Here is a 22812-nt window from a genome sequence, read left to right on the forward strand (position 1 = left end):
GAGTCTCGTCCCGGCAAGAGGATTGGACCCCGAAGGTTGGCACCATTCGCAATCTTTGAGCCGTCTCGAACTGACGATCGATCTGAAGGGTGGTCATGGTTGATCTCCCTTCACGGGTCGTCGACCAATTTGCTCATTGGGATCATCGTGCTGCTCGGCGTCGGTCTTAATGCCGATCTGTCGGAGCGCCTCCACCTCCACTTCATGGGCGTCTTGTCCATACAAGTTTGCCGAGCGTACCCGCAGGGACACTGGTTCACGTGTCGCGGCCTCTGGTGGGAGTGTGCGTCCCGAGAACCAGCCCGTTGAGAAGCCGTCCTGCACCAGGTTCGTATAAATGGCGAATCGAGGCAGGTAGATGAAATCTCTCGCTTCGAGTTCCGGTGCCTGTTTGGCGACCTCTGCAGCATCCTCGGCGTTAAGACCAAAGACGATTTTGTTACGCGCATTGGCGTCAACTCCCGAGCGAAGCCCTACGGGAAGTTGTCGTCGATACTGGTGGGCGATCGTGAAGCTGACACCCAGACTTCGAGCCTGGCTCAGAGCGTCCTCGAGGTCAGTCGGCAGTGCGAGGTAGTCCTGGACCTCGTCGATGAAGACGTTGACAATTCGCCGTCGTTCGGGCGGTAGAGCCGCTCTAGCTAGCACTAGCGGCCAGAGTTGGCCCACAATGAGTGAACCGAGCAGACGAGCGCTTTCCGTGCCAATTTGGCCCCGGTTGAGCGACACCAGCACAATCTTTCGCTTAGTAAAGAGGTCGAGGAGATCAAAACTCGGTTGTGCTTGACCGAGTACGGCACGAAGTTGAGGTCGCAACAAGAACTGACGTAGGCGGGTCATGGTGGGCGCAATGACCTGAGCCCGCTGCTGGGGGCTCATTGCCTCGTATCCCGCCCAGAAACTACTGAGACCAAAATGGTCATTGATGTTGCGGATCAGTTTCCTTCGGAAGTGGTCGTTAGTCAGAAGTGCAGGCAACATAGTCAGCGTTGCCCCCTCGTACTGAGTCAGGGTGAGAAGGGAACTCATGAACACGTCCTCGGTGCGGGGTCCCCACGCATCACCGCTGAGCTCTTTGAATACTGCGAGCAGCGAATCGGCCGTCAGGGCCGCGCGCCGACCATTGTTTCGCAGGGGGTTTAGTCCTACTGGTCGTGAATCCGTGGGGTCGATGACGACCACGTCATCAGCCCGGTCATCGGGAATGCGGGCCAGGACGTCGTTAACGAGGTCGGTTTTGGGATCAATGACGAGCACACCCCGGCCAGAGCGGATCGCGTCCATGATGAGCGCCAACATTGCGGTCGACTTACCAGACGATGTCGGCCCGAGCAGCCAAGTGTGCTGCAGGGAGTCGCTCCCACCGATTCCAAACTGAATGTCGATTCCCGGTGCGGTGGTTTCGGCGAAAGGGCTCCTTGATTCCACAAGTCGTTCGGGTGGTGCGATGAGCCTCGGATGCGTTGGCGGGTGCCCCGGCAGTGGCATTTCGCCCGTAGAGTCCAGGGGCCAGCCCATGAGAAGCACCATCTCTCTTGACGAGAGTTGCAGGGGCCAGCGCCACGGCAGTGAGGCGTGAAGAACATGAGGCTCGTTGTCGCCAAGGAGACTGATGCGCACTCCAGCGGCCTGGGCTACTCGGAGTCCATTTAAAACTCCAGATATAAGCGAACGAGCGCGTCCCTTCGACTCGGCAGTTGATCCGATTCGAATAGTTGCCTTACAGCCGTGAAGGGTTGCCCGATGCTTCATACTGGCGCGCGTCTCGGAGTTCGCCGGTCGAGTCCCGTGTATCAGTAAATCGAACCAGTGTTGGGTCGGGTCGAGCGTGTCGCTGGTCACGAATCGCGGGGAAAGCCGAGTACCCAGAACAATTTGTAGGACGACGGTCTCGTCTTTCATAGTCGCCATTGCTAGTCCGGCCAGGACGGCTCGAGTAGTTGCCGTGACCCGATCTATATTCAAGGACAGTGTTGGATGCGAAACTTTGAGGCGACCGGCAAACGCGACTCGTGGGCGGGCCAACGGTTGGGGCTCACTCAAGCGAGTGCCTGGAACAAGCGAAGCGGCCAACGACTCGAACTCTCGTAAGTGGTGAGCGTGAACGCCAACGAAGTACCTAACCTGACCCTTCGATACTCGTGCTTCAAGCGCCACAGAGCCGAGTTGTCGATCCGCAGCAATGCGATCGAGCAGTTCTAGTGCTAGGTCTGGGGTCAACGGTCGTGGCCACCAGATTTGTCGCCATCGCCAGGCTGGATTACTGCGGCGACCCATCGCTGGCCTCCTTTTCTAGTGCTTCACTGTCGACGCGGAATTTCGCTCGGTGGATTGCCAGAGCCAGAAACGCGCGTCCGAGATCGCGTGGATTGGGTTTGCTGTGAGGAACAGTTACTATCCGGAAGTCCTTCGATGTTGCCGGTCGTCCGCGACCCCTATTGGTGGGGCGCCTACTCATGATGCTCCCCCCAACGAATTGGGAATGCAGTTACCAACGCGTTCGGTCGCGCCAGTAAAGCAGCACGGTCACCGTGGCGATCAGCGCCATTATGGCGAGCAGGATGACCACGAGTATCACCCAGATTCGACTGATAATTTCGACGCAGATCGACAGGAGGACGGCGGTTCCAAGTAGGACGAGCGCTCCACGCCATGCGCGACTGAGTAGGGAGTTCGGCGAGTTGTTCGACATCGATCATCACAACTCCTTCTGCCGGCGGGCAGCTCGTTTATCTGGATTCTTCGGTACGGGGTAACCCGGTATTTCTATGTCGGAGGCGACTTGATTTCCCCATACGTCCCAACCGGGTTGGCGTCGACGGGCGAAGAGTTCAAGTTTCGGCCCTCCACCAGAGACTCGTTCGATGACCGGGTATTGCTCTTCGGGCTTGTGAGAGTGATCTTGCAGGGGCGCGAACATCCACGTTGGCTGGCTCTTGAACTTGACCGGGGCCTTACCCCTTGTGCCAAGAATTAGATGCTCGGTAGCGTTTCGCAGGTAGACACCCAGGGTGAAGCGCGGCTTGATCCAGGTCAGGGGAGAGCGTGGAGTGAAGCCCCACGTTTCCATTACGTCGTAGCCCTCTCGAAGGGTTGCGTTCGTGACCCAAAGCCACAGGTGTGCGTTGTCGGTAGCAAGATCCGCGATTGGCATGGCCTTGATATGTTCGAGCGTCATCAGGTCGTAATGGCGCTCCGCTCCGTAGGCACCCTTTTGTTGAACGTCCCATGGTGGGTCCGCCAGGATGACCGAGTACTTCTTCTCGGTGGATGAGTTGTGTGATGTTGTGTGATTCGATTTCATATGTATTTCTCCTTTCGATGAGGCGAGCAGCTCTGATATGCCGTTCTGCCTTTAGTTATCCGCCGAATAGACCCGGATTGGAAGGGGTCGACGTGTGATATTGGTTACCGACCTGAACACCTATATTCGGATCACCTTCGGTTATCAGCGCCCTTCTGTGGCCCCAGTTCGGTTGTATCAGCCGATGTTGTTGGTTAGACAACAAAGTCATCTGAACCACCCGTGCGACGTTGATACTGCCGCGTCGTGTCCCTCATCGCGCCGAGGGTCTGCACCGTCAGGTACTCCAGCCGTGAGTCGATATCAATGCGTTGCGCTAGTGCTTCGTACTTTCGATCAGTCCGACGACGCAAGACCGCTCCGATTGCTATTCCCAGGCCTGTGACACAAAGGGAAGCAATCGCAATAATCAGGGCAGCCATTGTCATCATCAGTTACGACGCATCTCACGCCGGAGGTCCGCCAGTAATTCCGAACATCCGAGGAGATGATCGTCGGCCAGAAAATTGAGCCGAACCGACGCTTCGGGAGCCAATTGCTCCAGCTCCCTTTGGACCCTGGCGATTCGGACGATCTGTTGCATCGCTGATCCAGTCGCCATCGTCAGGCCATCAAGTTTCGTAACTGCAACGTCCGTTGATCCATCGACCCTGGCGATCCTGACTTCGGTGCTGGCTCTATTCCGACTGATGGACCGAAACGCATGCCTGGACTCACGCGTTACGATTCCTCCGCCGATGAAAGGTGTCAGTTCACTCATGATGCCACTGCCTTAGTCTTGATATTCTCCATCTGTCTTTTCCTCCATGTTCTTAGGTGGTTGTGGTTTTTGATTCTCTGTAAGTGATCCGTTGCTACGGGTCGCTTACGCTTTGCTTCTCGAACTCCTTGGGAATTTCTGAAGCTCGAAACTCGAGAATATGAAGGAAAATGTCGCGTGAATGGAACAACCACTTAAGTTGGATGAAAGTTGGAAGTAGGCAAAGGTGGACGCACTGGAATCACCATTTAGCACCAACTGGAGCGAGAGCGAACCGCTCCGCCGTGACCTGCTTTTGATGCTCAAGCGCGAAGGATTCACACCGCCAAGAGTTGCAAAGGCCTTAGCATTGCGGCAGGCTCTCGGTGGTGAAGATGAACCATTTAACGTGCTGCGAGAGCGTCTGATTTCAGCGATCGAATCTCTTCATGACCCTGAACCCGAGATGCTGCTCGACGCTTTCGCGCTGTCACCAACTTCGAGCAATATTGATGGGCTACCGGAGCGTTACATCCACTACGGTCAGAAGGCAAATCTCAAGATCGACGCCGTTCGCAAGAAGGTCGCGTCCGCAATCGAGAACCTCCGCAATCAACTAACAACAGGTTGGTATCCGAAGTCTCCATTGCCATTTCATGTCCCAGAGTCGCACAACGGAATCGTCAATGAGTTCGTTCAGGTCCAGACCATCGTGAAGGGTCAGAAGTGGCAAGAGACTCGCGAGCACTATCGCTTTGTAGCTGCTTTCGATAAGGCAGACTACCTAGGCATCAGTAGCGCCCAAGAAGGACAAATCGAGACAGTGGGTGACTTCTCCTCAGAGCGAAGACGTGTGGATGATCACTTCGAAGATCGTTTTTACTTCAAGGAACCGATGCGACGAGGCCAGGCCTACGATCTCAAGTTTCGCCGATTGCCCGAACCGGACTTTGATGATCCGAACGTTCTCGTCGGTGAATGGCGAGGCTTCCATGAACCCACTCGACTTGCCATCTTCGAGGTGGCATTTCTTGGTCGATGTCCTGATCGGGTTTGGCAATTTTCAGGTCTGACTCACCTGCAAGCTCCCGGCGAGCCAACCAAGCACCAGATTCTGAGTCTCTCTCAGAACGGATCCACGAGGGCACGTTTTCATGATCTCTACGGCGGCCTGTTCAGCGGAATCGCGTGGGAGTGGAATAACGACACGCTGTAGCGACGCGCCAATTTAGCCATTGAGAAATATACTTTGACGAGGTATAATGCGAGTATTGAGACTTAGCCCCACCTGCCTCTACTAATTGCGTCGAGGTTGAACGTCTCGCGAGTTCAGGCTACGAACCTACGATCGATCTCAATGTTGTAGTTGCATCGTGTGTCATGAATACAAGGTGACAATTAGGAAGAGGAAGACATAGTGACAGAAATGGCAAATAGAAATCGACAAATTGCGGTACAAAGTAACCGCTTGTTTTCTATTGCCACACAGATATTTCGGATTAATCGATCCTCGCAGGTGGCGTCATGACAAGCGAGATGCCCACTTGGGACCGATACATGGTTCCAGTACTTGAAAGTCTTTCTGACGGTAATGTCCGGGGACGTCGAGAACTCTACGACCTGGTTGCAAATGCGATCAGCTTGACTGACGAGCAGCGCGCTGAGACTCTCAACTCCGGCCAACTCAAGTTTGAAAATCGGATTGGTTGGGCAATCACCTATCTCGTCAAAGCAAAGGCGATATCGCGCCCATCCAGAGGTCACCACTCCATAACGGACCAAGGTCGTGAGCTCCTCCACGATCACCCGGTGAGACTTGTTGAATCAGATCTTCGAGCAATCGAGGGCTACAAGGATTCCTGGAAAAAGCAGTTGACCGATCCGGTTATGAACTCCGACCGTCAGGAACTTGATCCTTATGAACTTGTCGAAGAAGGAATAACTCGAATTAACGAAGAAGTCGCATCAGATTTGCTGGATCGACTGCATTCACAAGATCCCGCGTTCTTTGAGCAGGCTGTGGTAGATCTCGTTGTTGCCATGGGCTATGGGGGTGCTGATACAAGAGCGACGCGTACACAATTGTCGAATGACGGAGGAATAGATGGAATCATTGATCAAGACGTATTGGGTCTGAGTCGCGTTTACATTCAAGCAAAGAGATACGCATTGACCTCCTCAGTGCAACGTCCAGATATTCAATCCTTTGTCGGCGCGCTGCAGGGTCAACAGGCAAATCAGGGCGTCTTTATTACTACCGGGCGCTTCAGTTCCGGTGCAGTTGACTACGCCAAGAGCGTTCCTACGCGCGTCGTCTTAATTGATGGTTCGCGGCTCGCTGAACTAATGATTCGCTATCGAGTTGGTGTACAAGTGAAACAGACACTCCAGATCGTTGACGTTGATGAGGATTTCTTCGAATGAGCCCAACAACTAAAGAAGCCCAGCGAGCTGAGCTTCACAAGACCATCTGGCGAATTGCCAATGACCTTCGAGGAAGCGTTGACGGCTGGGATTTCAAGACCTACGTACTCGGAATGCTCTTCTATCGCTTCATCTCAGAAAACCTCACCGCTTACATCAATGCGGGTGAACGTAAGGCCGGGGAGCCAAACTTCAATTATGTGCAGCTCAGTGATGCAGACGCAGAGTTCGGTCGTCGCGAGACGGTGGCAGAGAAAGGCTTCTATATCCTCCCGAGTGAGTTGTTTGCGAATGTGCGCAAACGTGCCCCCAAGGATGAGAACCTCAACGAAACTTTAGAGAGAGTCTTCAAGAACATTGAGGGCTCTGCGGTTGGGGCCGATAGTGAAGATGACCTGAAGGGCCTATTTGACGATCTTGACGTTAATTCCGGCAAGCTCGGTGCCACAGTGGCTAAGCGGAACGAAAGGCTAGTGAAGCTTCTTGACGCGATCGGCGACTTGCCACTCGGTAACTTCGACGACCACACGATCGACCTTTTTGGCGATGCATATGAGTACCTCATGCAAATGTACGCCTCAAGCGCCGGGAAGTCAGGTGGTGAGTTTTATACGCCGCAGGAGGTCTCCGAACTATTGGCTCGGATCACCGTATTAGGAAAGACTGAAGTGAACAAGGTTTACGACCCGGCCTGTGGTTCCGGTTCTCTCCTGTTGAAGTTCGCGAAGGTACTAGGAAAGGAGAACGTACGACAGGGGTTCTTTGGGCAAGAGATCAACCTAACGACTTACAACCTTGCCCGTATCAACATGTTTCTGCACGACGTTAACTACGAAAGCTTTGACATAGCTCACGGCGACACTCTGATTGATCCCGCGCACTGGGACGATGAGCCATTCGAAGCGATTGTTTCCAATCCTCCTTTCCTTGTAATGTCACTGTGTTGTGATATGATGTGTTGCAGTGACGGAGGACTTAGAAAAGACGGACTGGCGGCTCTGCCGGGCGCAGCGCTCGACGTGGAGAGGGAGCTACAGCTCGTCGCTGCTTGACGAATGGGATAACCTCGAAGAGGTTGAACAGCGGCTAGGCATCATTCCCGGACTGCCGTTCCTGTTGCGATCGAAGGCGAAACGGTCTCTTAGGCAAGATTCACTTCTCAGGAACGTTTTCTCGTGGCGACTCAATCCAACCGATTCGACCCATGTCTGCTCGTCCTTGAAGTACGCAAGCCCAAGGACCCCACTTATCTCTCAACACCTTCTAGAGCACATTCGTACAGGTATTCGTATTGGTTTGTAACACGTCTGAACTATAGAAGGAACCGCCTTACTCCATCAATTGGGAGGGCGACAGCAACCCCTTACTTATAAATGACCCGCGCTTTGCACCGGCAGGTGTTCTTGCTCCGAAATCGAAAGCTGACCTTGCCTTCACGATGCACATCCTGTCGTGGCTCGCAGTCAACGGTACTGCGGCGATCGTCGAGTTTCCCGGAGTTCTTTACCGGGGAGGCGCTGAAGCCAAAATCCGCAAGTACCTCGTTGACAATAACTACGTCGACGCCGTTATTCAACTCCCACCAGACCTCTTTTTTGGAACCACGATTGGCACTTGCATCATCGTTTTAAAGAAGTCCAAGGTCGACAACGGGATTCTCTTTATCGATGCATCCGCTGAATTCGTCCGTGTGGGGAGCAAGAACAAGCTCTCAGCGGCGAATCAGAAGAAAGTGCTCGATGCCTTTGCCGAACGAAAAGACATTGAGCACTTCGCGCGACACGTGTCAAATACGGAGATCGCTGCAAATGGCTACAACATTGGCGTATCGTCCTACGTCGAGCAGGAGGACCTCCGCGAAGTGATTGACATTGCCGAACTTAACGTGAAGATCGCTCACATCGTTGACCGGCAGTCCGAACTGCGAACTCAGATTGATGCCATCGTCGCTGACCTGGAGAGTCAATCGTGAGTCGAATCGATGATCTGATTAAGAAGTCATGCCCCGATGGAGTTGAGGTCAAAACACTCGGTGAAGCAGGCAAATTCATTCGGGGAAATGGGTTGCAAAAGATCGATCTTATAGATGCTGGCGTCCCTGCAATTCACTATGGGCAAATTCACACGACTTACGACACCTGGGCAACAGAAACAATCTCCTTTGTAATTCCCTCCACCGCCCAGCGACTCAGAACAGCTGCGCCAGGTGATCTTGTCATCGCCACAACTAGCGAGGACGATGAAGCAGTTGGAAAGGCCGTTGCCTGGCTGGGAAGTCGAGAGGCCGCCGTGAGCGGTGATGCCTACATTTATCATCATTCCCTCGAACCGAAGTACGTCTCGTACTTCTTCCAATCCGATCAGTTTCGGAGCCAAAAGAAACGGAGCATTACGGGAACGAAAGTCCGACGAATATCGGGCGACAAACTCGCCACGATTAGAATTCCGATTCCGCCTCTCGAAGTGCAGCGAGAAATCGTAAAAGTTCTTGATCTTTTCAAGGAGCTGGAAGCGGAGCTGGAAGCCCGACAGCATCAATATGACCACTACAGGCGCACACTACTAACCTTCGCCGAGGACGGGGTGCGGTGGACAACTTTGGGCGACGTTTGCACGAAAGTGTCGTCAGGTGGCACCCCCTCATCCGGCCGAGCCGACTATTACGGCGGTGACATTCCCTGGCTACGCACCCAAGAAGTTGACTCAGTCGAAATTTGGTCTACTGGGATGACGATCACTGAGAAAGGTCTGCGTAACTCATCTGCAAAGTGGATTCCTGCGAAATGCGTGATTGTAGCCATGTATGGGGCAACGGCCGCAAAGGTAGCGATCAACGCGATTCCGCTAACAACTAATCAAGCATGTTGCAACCTTCAGATCGACCCCTCTCGAGCCGAATACCGCTATGTGTTTCACTGGGTAGCGAACGAGTATGAGCGACTTAGGGCGCTAGGAGAAGGCTCGCAGTCAAATTTGAATGCACAAAAGGTCAAAAACTATCCGATCCCAATACCCTGTCTCGACGAACAACGCAGGATCGTTACGATCCTGGATAACTTCGATTCACTTGTGAATGACCTCAGCATTGGTCTTCCCGCCGAGCTGGTTGCGCGCCGCAAGCAGTACGAGTATTACCGCGATCACCTTCTTGCCTTCAGGGAGAAGGTGACATGAGCGAAGCGAAGGCAACACACTATGAGCCGATCGCCGTAAGTGCGGAGAGCACGGTCGTCGCGGAATTCACCTCGGACGAGCCAACTTCGATCGCATATCAGTCCGAGAGTGAACTTGAGCAGGAGTTCATTCGACTCTTGGGTGATCAGAAATATCAGTACCTGCCGCTCACCAGCGAGGCACAACTGATCGCGAATTTACGGACTCAACTCGAGAAACTGAATGGAATTGAGTTCTCAAAAGCGGAATGGGAACAATTCTTCACGGAGCGAATCGCTGGAGCGAACGACGGCATAGTTGAGAAGACCATACGGATCCAAGAGGACTATGTCCAATTATTGCGCCGCGACGATGGGTCCACGAAGAACGTGCTTCTCATCGACAAGGCGAACATCCACAACAACCAACTCCAGGTCATAAATCAATATGAAATCGGCCAAGGCGATGGCGGCGCATCTCGATCGAACCGCTACGACGTCACGGTACTCGTCAATGGACTACCGATGGTGCACATCGAGCTGAAACGCCGTGGAGTCGACATTCGCGAGGCTTTCAACCAGATCGACCGCTACCAGCGCGACAGCTTCTGGTCAGGCTCTGGTCTCTTCGAATACGTGCAACTTTTCGTCATCAGTAACGGCACCTTGACGAAGTACTACTCAAACACAACGCGCCGTCAACACCTGAGCGAAGCCGCAGGATCGAGACGGGTTCGAAAAACTTCGCATTCATTCGAATTCACTTCTTGGTGGGCGGACGCTGCGAACAAACCAATTCAAGATCTCAATTCGTTTGCAAAGACCTTCTTCGCTCGGCACACTCTGCTGAACATTCTGACCAAGTATTGTGTGCTCACAGCGGACCGGATGCTTTTAGTAATGCGGCCGTATCAGATCGCAGCGACGGAGCGAATGCTTCAGAAGATCGCCACGTCGGTCAACTACAAGCAACTCGGCACGATTGCCGCAGGTGGCTATATCTGGCATACAACCGGGTCCGGCAAAACGCTAACGAGCTTCAAGGCTGCGCAACTTGCAGTCAAGCTGCCCGAAGTCGACAAGGTTCTTTTTGTCGTCGACCGCAAGGATCTTGATTATCAGACGATGCGCGAATACGACCGGTTCCAAAAGGGCGCAGCGAATTCCAACACCTCGACCGCCGTACTCAAACGTCAGCTCGAAGATCCGAATGCGCGAATCATCATCACGACTATTCAGAAGTTGTCGACATTCATTGCTGCAAATAAGGGTCACGCCATCTACTCCGGCCACGTTGTAATCATCTTCGATGAGTGCCACCGATCTCAATTCGGTGACATGCACACTTCGATCACGAAGGCCTTTAAGCGCTACAACCTCTTTGGCTTTACTGGCACCCCAATTTTTGCAGTCAACTCAGGAAGTGGCGGAAATCCACAGCTGAAGACAACGGAGCAAGCTTTTGGAGAAAGACTCCACACGTACACGATCGTTAACGCAATTAGTGACAAGAATGTCCTGCCGTTCCGTATCGACTATGTGAACACAATCAAACTGCCAGAAGGCATTGCCGAAGAGCAGGTCTCAGCGATTGATAGAGAGCGGGCTCTGCTCGCACCAGAACGCGTAAAGCAGGTCGTCGGCTACATCCTCGAGCACTTCGACCAGAAGACGAAGCGAACGAGCTTCTACAAGTTGGGTGACCGACGCCTGGCTGGCTTCAACTCGATATTGGCGACCTCATCGATCGGCGCCGCCAAGGCTTACTACGGCGAGTTCCAGAGGCAGCAAGACACCGTGTCCCATGCGCAGCGCCTCAAAGTCGGTCTGATCTACAGCTTTTCTGTTAACGAAGAGGAGTCTGATGGCTTTCTTGGTGAAGAAGGATTCGAGACAGATGCTCTAGATACGAACTCCCGAGATTTCCTTGAATTGGCCATCAATGACTACAACAAGACGTTCGGGACGAGCTTCGACACATCTACCGACAGGTTTCAGAACTACTACAAGGACCTGTCCCTACGCATCAAGAGTCGTGAGATTGATCTCGTCATTGTCGTCAATATGTTTTTGACCGGATTCGACGCCACGACACTCAATGCTCTATGGGTGGACAAGAATCTCCGCTCACACGGCCTCATTCAGGCGTACTCGCGAACAAACCGCATTCTCAACTCAGTCAAGACCTTTGGCAACATCATTTCATTTCGTGACTTGGAACAAGAGACGAACGACGCCATTGCTCTTTTTGGTAGTAAAGATGCGAAGGGTGTGGTGCTCCTCAAACCATATGGCGACTACTACTCCGAATACGACGACAAGGTCGCCCAGTTACTCCAAAACTTTCCACTCGGAACTCCGATCACTGGAGAATCTGCGCAGAAGGAGTTCATCGTTCTGTTTGGATCAATCTTGAGGCTGCAGAACATCCTCACATCATTCGACGACTTCGTTGGTAACGAGATTCTCACAGAGCGACAGGGGCAGGATTATCGCAGCATCTATCTTGATCTGTACGCGGAGTTCAGGCGTGGTTCTGAGGCTGAACGAGAGCTAATCAATGATGACCTTGTATTTGAGATTGAACTCATCAAGCAAGTTGAGATCAATGTCGACTACATCCTTTTGCTCGTTGAGAAATATCGCGATGAACGAGGCGATGGTGACGATATCGAACTCCGTGCATCGATCACCAGAGCCGTTGATGCCAGCCCAAGTCTGCGAAATAAGAAGGATCTCATTGAAGCATTCGTCGATTCTGTATCGGCCACAGGGGAAGTCGATCAGGAATGGCAGGCATTCATTGCAACACGACGCAACGCGGAATTAGAGACGATCATCGAGTTAGAGGGACTTCGCCCTGATGAGACGCGAGCGTACATCAAGACAGCTTTCCGCGATGGCGTGATTCAGACCACTGGTACCGCTGTCACGAAGATTTTGCCACCGGTGTCGCGCTTCGCGGCTGACGGTAGTCACGGCGAAATGAAACAACGCGTTCTAACACGCCTGGCGACCTTCTTTGACCGCTTCTTCGGCGTCAGTTCGGATAGGAGTGAGTAGTGATTCGCCGTCTTGATTGGATTAAGGACAGCGGGATCTTTGTTGACTACCGATGGGCCACAACTTTGCCGGACTTTGCCAAGATCAACGTGATTTACGGGCCGAATGGTTCAGGAAAGACGTCCCTCGCCCGCGCAGTTGATGGAACCCGCAACGTAACCGATGGCTATCAAAACCTCTCCCTTAAGGTGGAAGAGTTGGGTTCGCGTCGTGATACGAACGGCAACGACGATCAGGTCTTTGATCGCCTCCACGTGTTCTGCGAAACCTATATCGAGCGGAGCCTACGTTTTCACGAAGGTAGTCCCAACATTGACGCGGTCTTGACGCTGGGCGAAAGGACCGCCGAAGCCGAGGCCAGGATCGAGCGCCTGCAAGAGGAACTCGTTGCGAGAACAAACGATCGCGACACTGGCCGAGCTGAAGCCTTAGCTGCCGAGCGCGCAGCTACAGCTTCCTACGAGCGTGTGTCGGCTTCCGTGGTCGGTCACCTTTCTCGCGTTCAGGGTTTCCGAAGTCGCGCGAGTTACAACTCCGGTGTTGTTGGTCGCAAGTATGTAGGCGACCGTACTGCGTGGAAAACGCTGACGGATGTTGAGATCGCTGAAAAGACAAGGTTTGTCGCTAGCGACAATCGCGAAGAGGTGGAAAGAAATTCTTTTTCGCTTAATCCAGCAGCTGAATTAAAGTCGCGAGCCGAATCGTTGCTCGCCAAAACTCCGGTGGCCATAGTGCTGGATACTCTGACTGCGCACCCCGAGGCAACATCTTGGGTCCAGGATGGACTGGCTCTACATGAGCACTTGAAAACCTGCCTATTTTGTGGCCAGCCGCTGCCTACAGATCGGTTGCACGATATTGAACAGCACTTCTCCGATGAGGTCTCTCGAATGCAGCGTGAGCTCGACGGCCTGAGTGGTGAATTCGAAAGCCTCGTCGTCAATTGTGACGCTCTAGTTCAACAGATTCCGACACGCGGTCTCTTGTTTGAGGATCTTCGATCCGACTTTGATGAAGCCGCCCAAGGTCTTCGAGATCAAGTGGATGCACTCAAGCGTTGGGCAGACGAAATCCTTCAGCGCATGAAGAAAAAGCGCACGAACGTGCTTAATATTGTCGAGGGCACTTTGGTTAATGCACCCGCGATTGACGGATCAGCTATGGACATGGTCTGTAGGAAGCATAACAATCGGGTCACTCAACATGATCAGCTTCTCACTTCCACCGCCAATGAGATCGAGGGACATCACCTTAAGGCGGAAGAGAAGGAAATCGACAACCAAGCCGTTAATCTTACGACTGCAAAGGCAAAGGTATCTGGTGCTCAGGCCCGAATCGATGAAATAGAAACAGAGATCGCCGCACTCCAGAACGTAGAGGGTGATCCAACTCCGTCAGCTGATGTTCTGACACGAGAGGTCGCTCGATTGCTAGGTCGAAGTGAACTTTCTTTTCAATCCCGAGATGGCCGATATGTCGTTACTCGTGACGGGCAACCAGCTATCGGCCTAAGCGTCGGTGAGCGATCTGCAATTGCACTTGTACATTTTCTTGAAGGGGTGGCTTGCCACGATCTCTCCAAAGGTAAACCAATAGTTGTCATCGATGACCCTGTCTCAAGTCTCGACAGCAACGTATTTATGGGTATCTCGACGTACATTTGGACCGCCACACTGAACGATGAGGTCGAACAACTTGTCCTCCTAACTCACAACTTCGACCTATTCAAACAGTGGGACGTTCAACTTGAGGGCCTTCATCGAGGTGCGGGGATGAAGGCGAGGTTTCCGGTGAGCATGTACGAACTGAAATCACGGCACATTACATCGAATGGCCTGACACGACGTCAACCAGTTCTCATTCAATGGCCCGAGTCCGACGCGGTACGTAAGAAGATCCGTTCGAGCTATCACCATGCCTTCATCTCGGTCGTCGACGCCAAGAAGAGGTTGGATACAAGTGACTCTCTCGAAAATCGCTTGGATGCGCAACTGTTATTTCCAAATGTCATCCGTCGAATTCTCGAATCTTTTCTTGCGTTCAAGCGACCGGACTGGGTAGGTGACTTCACTGCCTCGATGCGAAATGCAACGAAATTGTTAATCGACTCGGGTTACAAAGGCGATGCCGATGCGCTCCGACAACAACTCACACGGTATGCACACGCCTACTCACATAGTCAGACGCCTGAGACCGACGAGACAGTTAACCCTGACGAGATCAATGGAGCAATCAGTTCGGTCTTCGTATTCATGAATCAACTTGACCACGAACACTTTGTCGGACTCTGCAAAGTGGTTGGCGTTGATCCCGAATCGCTCCTACCGACACCAGAGGTAGAAGAAGTTGAATTAAGTATCGAAGAAACGGAGGTGCAAAAATGAACGAGATTACCTGCCCACACTGCGGCAAAGCATTCAAGATTGATGAAGCGGGATATGCAGACATTCTGAATCAGGTGCGAGACGAGGCCTTCGACAAGGCGCTGCACGAGCGGTTGGCTCTTGCCGAACAGGACAAGAAGACCGCAATTGAATTGGCGGAGACGAAGGTCGCCAGCCAGATGGACAAGGAGGCTTCCAAGAAGGACGCGGAGATCGCTCGGCTTAAAGAGGAACTCAAATCGAGCGCGGAACTCGTCCAGGCGAGAGTCACTGGTGAGCTCAAAGACGATGTTGCCAAGAAGGACGCGGAGATCGCTCGTCTTAAGGAAGAATTGAAGTCTGCTGACGTCGCCAAGAGGCTGGCACTTAGAGAAGCACTCGGAGGTGTCGAGAAGGAGCGAGACGGCCTGAAGCGCGATCTTGAGGCCAAGGACGTTGAGCAGAAGTTGCTGGCGAATTCCCTAAAGGAGAAGTACGAGACGCAAATCAAAGATCGAGACGACGCAATTGAGCGTCTAAAGGACATGAAAGCGAGGCTCTCTACCAAAATGGTAGGCGAGACGCTTGAACAGCATTGCGAGATCGAGTTCAACAAGATTCGCGCTACTGCGTTCCCACGGGCGTACTTCGAGAAAGATAACGATGTACGCACAGGAAGCAAGGGCGACTACGTCTTTCGTGAGGCCGACGAAGGGGGCACAGAATTCATCTCGATCATGTTTGAGATGAAAAACGAGAACGACGGAACAGCGACCAAGAAGAGAAATGAAGACTTCCTGAAAGAGTTGGATAAGGATCGCATCGAGAAACGTTGTGAATACGCAATCCTCGTATCTCTCCTCGAACCTGACAGCGAGCTCTTCAATGGTGGCATCGTCGACGTGTCGCATCGCTTCCCGAAGATGTATGTCATTCGACCGCAGTTCTTCATTCCGATGATCACGTTGCTGCGAAACGGGGCCCTCAACTCGTTGACCTACAAGTCCGAGTTGGCCCGAGTACGTGAGCAGAATATAGATATCACGAACTTCGAAGATGATTTGGAAGCCTTTAAGACTGGCTTCGCTAGGAATTACGATCTGGCCTCCAAGAAGTTCAAAACGGCAATTGACGAGATCGACAAAACCATCGAACATCTCCAAAAGACCAAAGAGGCATTGCTCGGTTCGGAAAATAACCTTCGCCTCGCGAACAACAAGGCCGATGATTTGACTATCAAGAAGCTGACAAGAGGAAACCCCACGATGGCGGTCAAGTTTACTGATTTGAAGGACGTAGAGGACACTGATGCCTGATTTGGTTGCCTTACGAGGGTCTAGACATATTTCGGCGGTCTTCTTCGACGTTAGAGAGCCGCGGATCTATATTCGCTTCAAGGCCGACATGCGCGCCAAGATGCGAAGGCTTCTTTTGAAGTACAAGTACGACTATCCGTCTAACTTTAAGGAACGTGCAGTTGAGTCGGCACTCCACCGGACCGAACTTTTAGCAGGAGCGGGAGCGACTTGATGGCTGGCATCGAGGACGACATAATCGAGTGGGCTAAGAGAATTCCGGTGTGGCAGCGCAACTTTCTCAAGCGAATTGCCCGTGTTGAAGTCATTGACGGTGATTACATCGAAAGTGTCGCAAATGCGATAGTCAGTAACTCAGTAATCGAGGAAACCCCAGCGCTATCCACATCGGATCTGCCCTCGGGTGCTCAGGCTGGTGCCACAACTCGACTGGTCAGCGTCAGCGAACTCGAAAACATCAACGCTCTCTTGGGTGGGCAGAATCTGACGTTCGGACTAGACGGAATTACGGTTATCTACGGTGATAATGGGACTGGCAAGTCCGGCTATGCCCGTCTGGTGAAGGCCATCGTCGGAGCTCGCCATCGCGAAGACATACTCCCTGATGCCTACGCTGCGTCCACAGGAATACAAAGTGCCAAGATCACGTATGAGTCGATCGGAGGTCGACTCGAGAAGGACTGGGCGAAACTTGACGACCCATCGCTACAGCAAGCGCATTTCTACGACAAAGCCTGTGGTGATGACTATCTCGACCGTGAATCAGAACTCAGTTACCGCCCTTCCGTTCTGGGTGTTTTCGATCAACTCATTAAGTACATCGATATGGTCAAAGCATTCATAGACGAGTTGGTCCGAGCTGGTCAGTCGACGAAGTTTGTGGCACCAGCACTCACGACGGGAACTTCCGTTCAGAAGTTCGTACGTGACCTTTCGCCAAATACGTCCGAGGCGGATGTTGATTCGATCCTTATATTGGATGAAAATGCCCATCAAACTTTAGCTGAACTAACTCAGGAAGAGGCTCGTCTCAAGACGACCGATCCTCACAAAGAAAAGGTTCGGCTCAATCAAGGAGCGTCGCGTATCGAGGCTCTAGCTATTCACTTGGACCGCGTGACAGGATTGCTCGGCATAAGCGCTGCTGAAGCTGTGATCAGGCAGCAGACCGATGCCAAGGAACTCCGATCGGCCGCGAGTAACGCATCAAAAACATCATTCGCTGAGGAACCGCTTGCGAATGTTGGCTCAGAGTCTTGGCGCATTCTCTGGGAATCCGCTGAGCGCTATTCAATGGAAGATGCATATCCCGATCAAGAATTCCCCGTTGTTGAAGATGGCTCTCTGTGCGTGTTATGCCATCAAACACTCGGGGACGAGGCTCGCGACAGGCTCACGAGGTTCCATCAGTTCGTTCACAACGATGTTGAGAAGCGTGCCAAGGAAGCAGAACAGAAGTTTGTCGATTCGAGAGAAGCGATCAAAGAGTTTGAGGTGTCGACGACTGAAGCAACTAAAGCGATTGATTTCATCAAGAAGGACGACAAGAAACTAGGTACGGTTCTACAGTCGGCGCTGACAGTCGCTCAATCAGCCAAGGAAAGACTTGGACAGCGGTTGCGCGGTGAGACTCTGGACAAGCTGATAGAGCTGGCGAATGTAGATGTTAGGGCTCTGCGGTCGCTGGCAATCAGCATCACGGCCAAGTCAGGCAAGATTGACGAGACCAAGTTCCAGGAGTCGCTCGTAACTTCGACCACAGCGACGAACGAGCTAAAAGACAAGATTGCTGTCGCCGATCAGAAAGGCGCGATCAAAAAGGAAGTCGCACGCCTAAAGCACGAGAAGGTTCTCCGTGACCTTTCCAGTGGAATCAGCACTGCATCAGCCACGAAAGCAAGCGCGGAACTTGCTCGCAAGTATGTAACCGATGTCGTCAAAGACCACTTCGTGCGTGAATCGGAGCAAATGAAACTCGAGCATGTTGTCCTTGGCGACAAGGGGAGCACGAAGGGCAAACTCCGACACCAGCCTGCGCTTCTAGGTGCGGCGGGCAACTCCCCGCGCCAAGTGCTAAGTGAAGGCGAGAAGACGGCCGCAGGTCTTGCAGGATTTTTCACAGAAGTCCACTTTGATGAATCCAAGTCTGTGGTTGTCTTCGACGACCCGATGTCTTCACTCGACCATGAGCGTCGTGACAAAGCAGCCCGCCGAATAGTGGAGATCGCGCAGGACCGTCAAGTCATAGTATTTACCCACGATCTGGTGTTTCTTGGTGAAATTGTGAAGATTTCAGGCGAACTCAAAGTGACCGTAACCGAGCGAGCGATTGAACGAAACGGAGCGAAACAACCGGGCCTAATTGTCGACAACCATCCGTGGAAAGCCAAGGACGCGAAAGCCCGTCTTGCGTCCCTTGGGACTGAACTGGTGAGAATTAGGGATAATCAGTCAACTATGTTGTCTGATGATTTCGAGAAAGCCTCGTCTGATTGGGCCGGGAAGGTTTCTGAGACGTGGGAACGCATAGTGCGAAGTGAGATCGTTTTTACGGCTGTTGACCGAGGCACGGGCAACGTGCAAGCGAAGCAGTTTCGAGTCTTTGCCAAAGTCACCGACCAAGACAACACAGATTTTCAAACCGGTTATGGGAACGTCACTACATGGGCCAGAAGGCACGATAAAAGTGAGGAAACAAATTACACGGCTCCAACGATCGTAGAAATGGAGCGAGAGCTCAAGCGAATCCAAGAGTTCTGGGAACGGGTTAAGAAGTACACTAATTCCTAATGTTCGCTCGGTGCATGGAGATGTCGGCATCTAATCACGATGCCACGAGCGCTTTACATTCTCATCCTTACTTATTGCGAATCATGATTCGAAATACCCGCAGGCAATCCCTGGCCGGGTCGGAGATAGAAACTTTGATATCACCAACTTCGAAACGAACTCGATGAGTTCGGAGGTGGCGATGCCCACAGTCTCAGTCTGGCTTCGAAGAGATTCAAGATAGCAATCGAAGAGATTGACAAGACCATCTGCGGATTCCAAGGGTTATGCCGAGTTCGTGATTATGCCGAGAAACGTGTCAAGGCCTGGCGATGGGCGGAGATCTGGAAGAAAAGATCGGCATAATCAGAGCGCTTCGAGAAAGGCAACGAGCCGGTCGGTTGCAACGTAGCGAACCGGCGTGGTTTGTAACGGCGCGTTGCGCGCCAGCGCTCGTTCCTTAATTGAGAGATCGGCGTGGATGTAAATCTGTGATGTTTCAATTGATTCGTGACCGAGCCACATTGCAATGATTGCGACGTCGTTGCCGCTCTGCAGCAGGGTCATGGCAGTCGTGTGTCGCAGTACGTGCGGTGACACCGTCTTGTGCTTGAGCGACGGGCATGTGCGTAGAGCGGTCTTGGTGTGCCTCGCCACGACCAGTGCTATAGCGTCACGGCTGAGCGGTCGCCCTCGACTCGTAGGGAACAGCGGGTCTCGAGGTTCTCCTCCTTGTTCATCCATCCACCTGCGCATCACGACAACAGTGTCGGCGTTGAGCGGAGTACAACGCGCCTTTCGACCCTTCCCGAGGCAACGAACGTGCGCACCTTTCTCCAAAGCGACGTCCTCACGACAAAGCCCCGTAAGTTCCGATACCCGCAGCCCGGTCTGGATGGCCGTGACGAGCAAGGCGTGATCACGACGACCGATCCATCGCGTTCGGTCTGGTGCTGCCAGCAGTGCAGCTATCTCTGATCTGTCGAGGAACGAGACATCAGTTCGACTACCGCGCTTGGTGGGAATTGCCAGGACCCTTTGTATGAGGGACGCGTGCTCGGGATGACTCAGTGCGGCAAATCGGAAAAATGAGTGAACCGCCGCCAGCCGGGCGTTCCGCGTGCGGGTGCTGTTGTGTCGTTCATTTTCAAGATGGTCCAAGAACGCACCAATGAGTAGGGCGTCGAGATCACCGAAGTCGAGCACGCTGGGTGCGGTCCCGGAGCGCTCATGCACGAACGCGAGGAGCAAACGAAACGTGTCTCGATAGGCGGCCACGGTGTGCGCACTGGCTTGGCGCTGATTGATGAGTCGATCGGTGAAGAACGCCTCTAACGTCGGGGCGACCGTGCTCATGATCGCCCCTCGAGCGTGAGGGTGAAAGCATGCTCCTGGCGTTGCGCCGCCAGCGATAGCAATTCCGGCACCGCCGAGAGATACCAATATGTACTCGCCGGATTGGCATGGCCGAGATAGGTTGAGAGTAGTGGCGTGCGTGAAGCAATGTCGCCACCGTCGCGGTACCAACTCAACAGCGTGTTGACGGCAAAGGTGTGTCGAAGATCGTGAATGCGTGGTCGGCACGACGCTTCTCCGACGAAGGTGCGGCTGCGCAGTGCGCCGAATGCCTGGCGGACCGTGCTGTAGTTAATCCGAGTACCTCGTGTCGACACAAAGACACTCTGGTCTACTGGTCGGATGTGTTGGTCTCGTTCGCCAACGTAGTGCCTCAGTGCTTGGGCGGTGCTCGGATGCAACAGAACCTCTCGAGATTTTCCGTATTTGGCGTTGTGCACTGTCAGCAGACTCTCGTCCCAGTTGACGTCACCGAAGTTAAGCGCGATGGCTTCCCCGATTCGCATGCCCGTCGTCACCAACAGACCAATAAGCGCTTCCAGGGTGATCGCAAGAAGTGGTGCGTCAAGCCCCTTCGCACCGTTCATCAACGCCGCAACTTCCGCGTCGCTGTAGATGTAGGGGGTGGGTCGGTGTCCCCGACTGGGACATAGATCGTCCGGCGGGACTTCGTGTCTGGGATCTATCGCGTAGAGATAGCGCGCGAAGAATCGAACCACTCGCATTCGTTTAGCCATATTGTGGAGGTGGGTATCCACCGCCCGTAGAGTCCAGATCATCGCCAGTTCCGTCGTTATGAGTTCCGCGCCGGATTGATCGGCGAACGTCACAAAGCTGGTGAGCAAATAGCCTTCGCTGCGCAACTTATAGCCGAGTGCCCGGCGGGCTGTCAGATACTCTTCGGCGTGTTGAAGAAGACTGGTCACGCGACACTTCCCGGCCACGAGCGCACCACGGCCACGAGCGCTAGTCGGTCCACTTTTGCGTAGTGCGCCGTCGTTTGCTGGGAACGATGGCGAAGCACTTGTGCAACCTCGGCCATACTTCCTCCGGCTCTCAGTATCCGCGTGGCCGTGGTGTGTCGTAGGCAGTGAGCACCGACGGGCGGCAGCCCAATTCGACCACAGGCGCGCCTCACGATCGCCGAAATGCCACTCCCGGAGATCTCGCGAAATGGCACGCATGCTCGAACGAACACCGAACGATACACGGAGCGCGGTCGACCTCGTTGCAGCCAGGCGACAAGGGCATCGCCAACGTCGCTCGGGAGCGGAAGCCTGTCTTGGCGATTGCCTTTGCCTCGAATAGTGACTTCCGCCCGTCGCCAATCGAAATCACTCAGCTGTAACCCGGCAACCTCGCTCGCACGCAGACCAAGCCTCGACAGCAACATCAAAACGGCGAAGTCCCGTGCGCCCGATGCTGTTCGGCGATCGCAGCTCTTAAGGAGACGGGTGACGGCGGCGGCGTCAAGGGCCTTGGGCAGCGAGGACTGACGACACGGCGCGACGGCGAGCACAGCCGGCGCCATTGCGGTTGGGGTGATTCCTTCGAGATAGAAGAAACGTAGGAGAGAGCGCAACTTCGAAACTGTTAGTTTCGCGGTGGTGATCTTCATTCGTTGGCACGTCGCGAGAACGAACTGATTGATGACGCCAGCATTAAGTTCTCGTAACTCGACATCACCGTGGGCGCGTAGCCACCGCAGAAAATTTCGAGACGCCTTAACGTATTGAACGACGCTGGACGTCGATAAGCCCCGTTCGTCGGTGAGGTAACGTGCGTAGCGAATCAAAACCTCGTCGAATGGTCCCTCCGCGACGATTACTTCGACGTGAGTGATTACTCCAACACCGACCAAGTAGTCAAACAGCAGAGCAGCACTATGCCGCGACAATGAGGTGACGTAGCCAGAATCTTCCCTCCAGGAAGAAAACTCCTCGAGACCCGCGGGTGTGAGGCTGTGCGTATCCAGGCCCCGACTGGTGAGCCACCGGCTGATCTGTGCCATTAGCCGCAGATGCTTCGTGATGGTTGATCGATAACCTTGCCTGGCGAGATGCTCTCTGTAGCCAGCGGCGTAAGGGGCCAACGGCCCCGCCATTCGCACAGTTATGGGTTTCTTCATATTGATCCGCTTTCTTTGGTGGTTTCCAAAGAGAGTCTCGGACAATGTCGCCGGATTATGCCGATCTTTTTTCCGGGTCGCCTCCTATTTACTGGTCTCTAACACAGTCCTCGGCATAATCACGAACTCGGCATAACCCCCGTTATGACGACATCCTCATAACGAGGGTTTCCGTACAGGCGTTGCGCTGACTCCCTG

16 protein-coding genes and 2 pseudogenes are annotated in these 22812 nt (G+C 53.4%); 10 read left to right on the forward strand and 8 right to left on the reverse strand.

All coding sequences use genetic code 11. The features are described from left to right. Window positions 1-93: 93 nt before the first annotated feature. The 5 genes from ACIDITHRIX25_RS69560 to ACIDITHRIX25_RS69580 all read right to left on the reverse strand — a co-directional run bounded on the left by ACIDITHRIX25_RS69560 (window position 94) and on the right by ACIDITHRIX25_RS69580 (window position 4064). Window positions 94-2277: a type IV secretory system conjugative DNA transfer family protein gene (locus tag ACIDITHRIX25_RS69560; protein ID WP_201732182.1), complete on the reverse strand. Its 2184-nt coding sequence runs from the start codon at window positions 2275-2277 to the stop codon at window positions 94-96. 173 nt (window positions 2278-2450) lie between these two features. Continuing rightward, window positions 2451-2699 carry a hypothetical protein gene (locus ACIDITHRIX25_RS69565; protein ID WP_201732183.1) on the reverse strand — a complete coding sequence of 83 codons (249 nt, stop codon included), beginning with the start codon at window positions 2697-2699 and terminating at the stop codon, window positions 2451-2453. Continuing rightward, the gene (locus ACIDITHRIX25_RS69570) at window positions 2699-3304 is read right to left on the reverse strand and encodes an MT-A70 family methyltransferase (protein WP_201732184.1); all 606 of its coding nucleotides are present in this window, start codon (window positions 3302-3304) and stop codon (window positions 2699-2701) included. The genes ACIDITHRIX25_RS69565 and ACIDITHRIX25_RS69570 overlap by 1 nt, the downstream gene beginning before the upstream one ends. A gap of 194 nt (window positions 3305-3498) precedes the next feature. Continuing rightward, complete coding sequence (locus tag ACIDITHRIX25_RS69575; RefSeq protein WP_201732185.1) at window positions 3499-3735, reverse strand: hypothetical protein; 237 nt, start codon at window positions 3733-3735, stop codon at window positions 3499-3501. Beyond that, window positions 3735-4064: a hypothetical protein gene (locus tag ACIDITHRIX25_RS69580; RefSeq protein ID WP_201732186.1), complete on the reverse strand. Its 330-nt coding sequence runs from the start codon at window positions 4062-4064 to the stop codon at window positions 3735-3737. The genes ACIDITHRIX25_RS69575 and ACIDITHRIX25_RS69580 overlap by 1 nt, the downstream gene beginning before the upstream one ends. 226 nt (window positions 4065-4290) lie before the next feature. Between ACIDITHRIX25_RS69580 and ACIDITHRIX25_RS69585 the strand changes: the two genes are divergently transcribed. The 10 genes and pseudogenes from ACIDITHRIX25_RS69585 (at window position 4291) to ACIDITHRIX25_RS69630 (ending at window position 19151) form a co-directional block, all read left to right on the forward strand. Next, entirely contained in the window at window positions 4291-5259 is a 969-nt protein-coding gene (locus ACIDITHRIX25_RS69585) for a hypothetical protein (RefSeq protein WP_201732187.1), read from the forward strand. A 308-nt stretch (window positions 5260-5567) separates the two neighbouring features. Continuing rightward, window positions 5568-6467, forward strand: coding sequence for a restriction endonuclease (locus tag ACIDITHRIX25_RS69590; protein ID WP_201732188.1), 900 nt, complete (start codon window positions 5568-5570; stop codon window positions 6465-6467). Further along, window positions 6464-7399 (forward strand): annotated as a pseudogene (locus ACIDITHRIX25_RS69595) (type I restriction-modification system subunit M); the annotation flags it as partial. The gene ACIDITHRIX25_RS69590 and the pseudogene ACIDITHRIX25_RS69595, both read left to right, overlap by 4 nt. A 392-nt stretch (window positions 7400-7791) precedes the next feature. After that, window positions 7792-8439, forward strand: a pseudogene (locus ACIDITHRIX25_RS69600) (type I restriction-modification system subunit M); the annotation flags it as partial. Beyond that, window positions 8436-9641 carry a restriction endonuclease subunit S gene (locus ACIDITHRIX25_RS69605; protein WP_201732190.1) on the forward strand — a complete coding sequence of 402 codons (1206 nt, stop codon included), beginning with the start codon at window positions 8436-8438 and terminating at the stop codon, window positions 9639-9641. The pseudogene ACIDITHRIX25_RS69600 and the gene ACIDITHRIX25_RS69605, both read left to right, overlap by 4 nt. Beyond that, the gene (locus ACIDITHRIX25_RS69610; RefSeq protein ID WP_201732191.1) at window positions 9638-12682 is read left to right on the forward strand and encodes a type I restriction endonuclease subunit R; all 3045 of its coding nucleotides are present in this window, start codon (window positions 9638-9640) and stop codon (window positions 12680-12682) included. Before ACIDITHRIX25_RS69605 ends, ACIDITHRIX25_RS69610 begins: the two co-directional genes overlap by 4 nt. Next, on the forward strand, window positions 12682-15066 hold the full coding sequence (locus ACIDITHRIX25_RS69615; protein ID WP_201732192.1) for an AAA family ATPase: 2385 nt from the start codon (window positions 12682-12684) through the stop codon (window positions 15064-15066). Before ACIDITHRIX25_RS69610 ends, ACIDITHRIX25_RS69615 begins: the two co-directional genes overlap by 1 nt. After that, complete coding sequence (locus ACIDITHRIX25_RS69620) at window positions 15063-16361, forward strand: DUF2130 domain-containing protein (protein ID WP_201732193.1); 1299 nt, start codon at window positions 15063-15065, stop codon at window positions 16359-16361. The genes ACIDITHRIX25_RS69615 and ACIDITHRIX25_RS69620 overlap by 4 nt, the downstream gene beginning before the upstream one ends. After that, window positions 16354-16575, forward strand: a complete 222-nt coding sequence (locus ACIDITHRIX25_RS69625; RefSeq protein WP_201732194.1) for a hypothetical protein — start codon at window positions 16354-16356, stop codon at window positions 16573-16575. Before ACIDITHRIX25_RS69620 ends, ACIDITHRIX25_RS69625 begins: the two co-directional genes overlap by 8 nt. Then, entirely contained in the window at window positions 16575-19151 is a 2577-nt protein-coding gene (locus tag ACIDITHRIX25_RS69630; protein WP_201732195.1) for an AAA family ATPase, read from the forward strand. The genes ACIDITHRIX25_RS69625 and ACIDITHRIX25_RS69630 overlap by 1 nt, the downstream gene beginning before the upstream one ends. Window positions 19152-19496: 345 nt before the next feature. Here the strand turns inward: ACIDITHRIX25_RS69630 and ACIDITHRIX25_RS69635 are convergent, their stop codons facing one another. Genes ACIDITHRIX25_RS69635 through ACIDITHRIX25_RS69645 form a run of 3 tightly spaced genes read right to left on the reverse strand, consistent with a single transcriptional unit; the run spans window position 19497 to window position 22614 of the window. Then, the gene (locus ACIDITHRIX25_RS69635) at window positions 19497-20486 is read right to left on the reverse strand and encodes a tyrosine-type recombinase/integrase (protein ID WP_201732196.1); all 990 of its coding nucleotides are present in this window, start codon (window positions 20484-20486) and stop codon (window positions 19497-19499) included. Beyond that, window positions 20483-21412 (reverse strand): tyrosine-type recombinase/integrase, encoded by a 930-nt coding sequence (locus tag ACIDITHRIX25_RS69640; RefSeq protein ID WP_201732197.1) that lies wholly within the window; start codon window positions 21410-21412, stop codon window positions 20483-20485. Before ACIDITHRIX25_RS69640 ends, ACIDITHRIX25_RS69635 begins: the two co-directional genes overlap by 4 nt. Continuing rightward, a complete protein-coding gene (locus ACIDITHRIX25_RS69645) occupies window positions 21409-22614 on the reverse strand; it encodes a site-specific integrase (RefSeq protein WP_349632131.1) in 1206 nt (401 codons plus the stop codon). Before ACIDITHRIX25_RS69645 ends, ACIDITHRIX25_RS69640 begins: the two co-directional genes overlap by 4 nt. Between the last annotated feature and the right edge of the window lie 198 nt (window positions 22615-22812).

Source organism: Acidithrix sp. C25, from assembly GCF_904848545.2.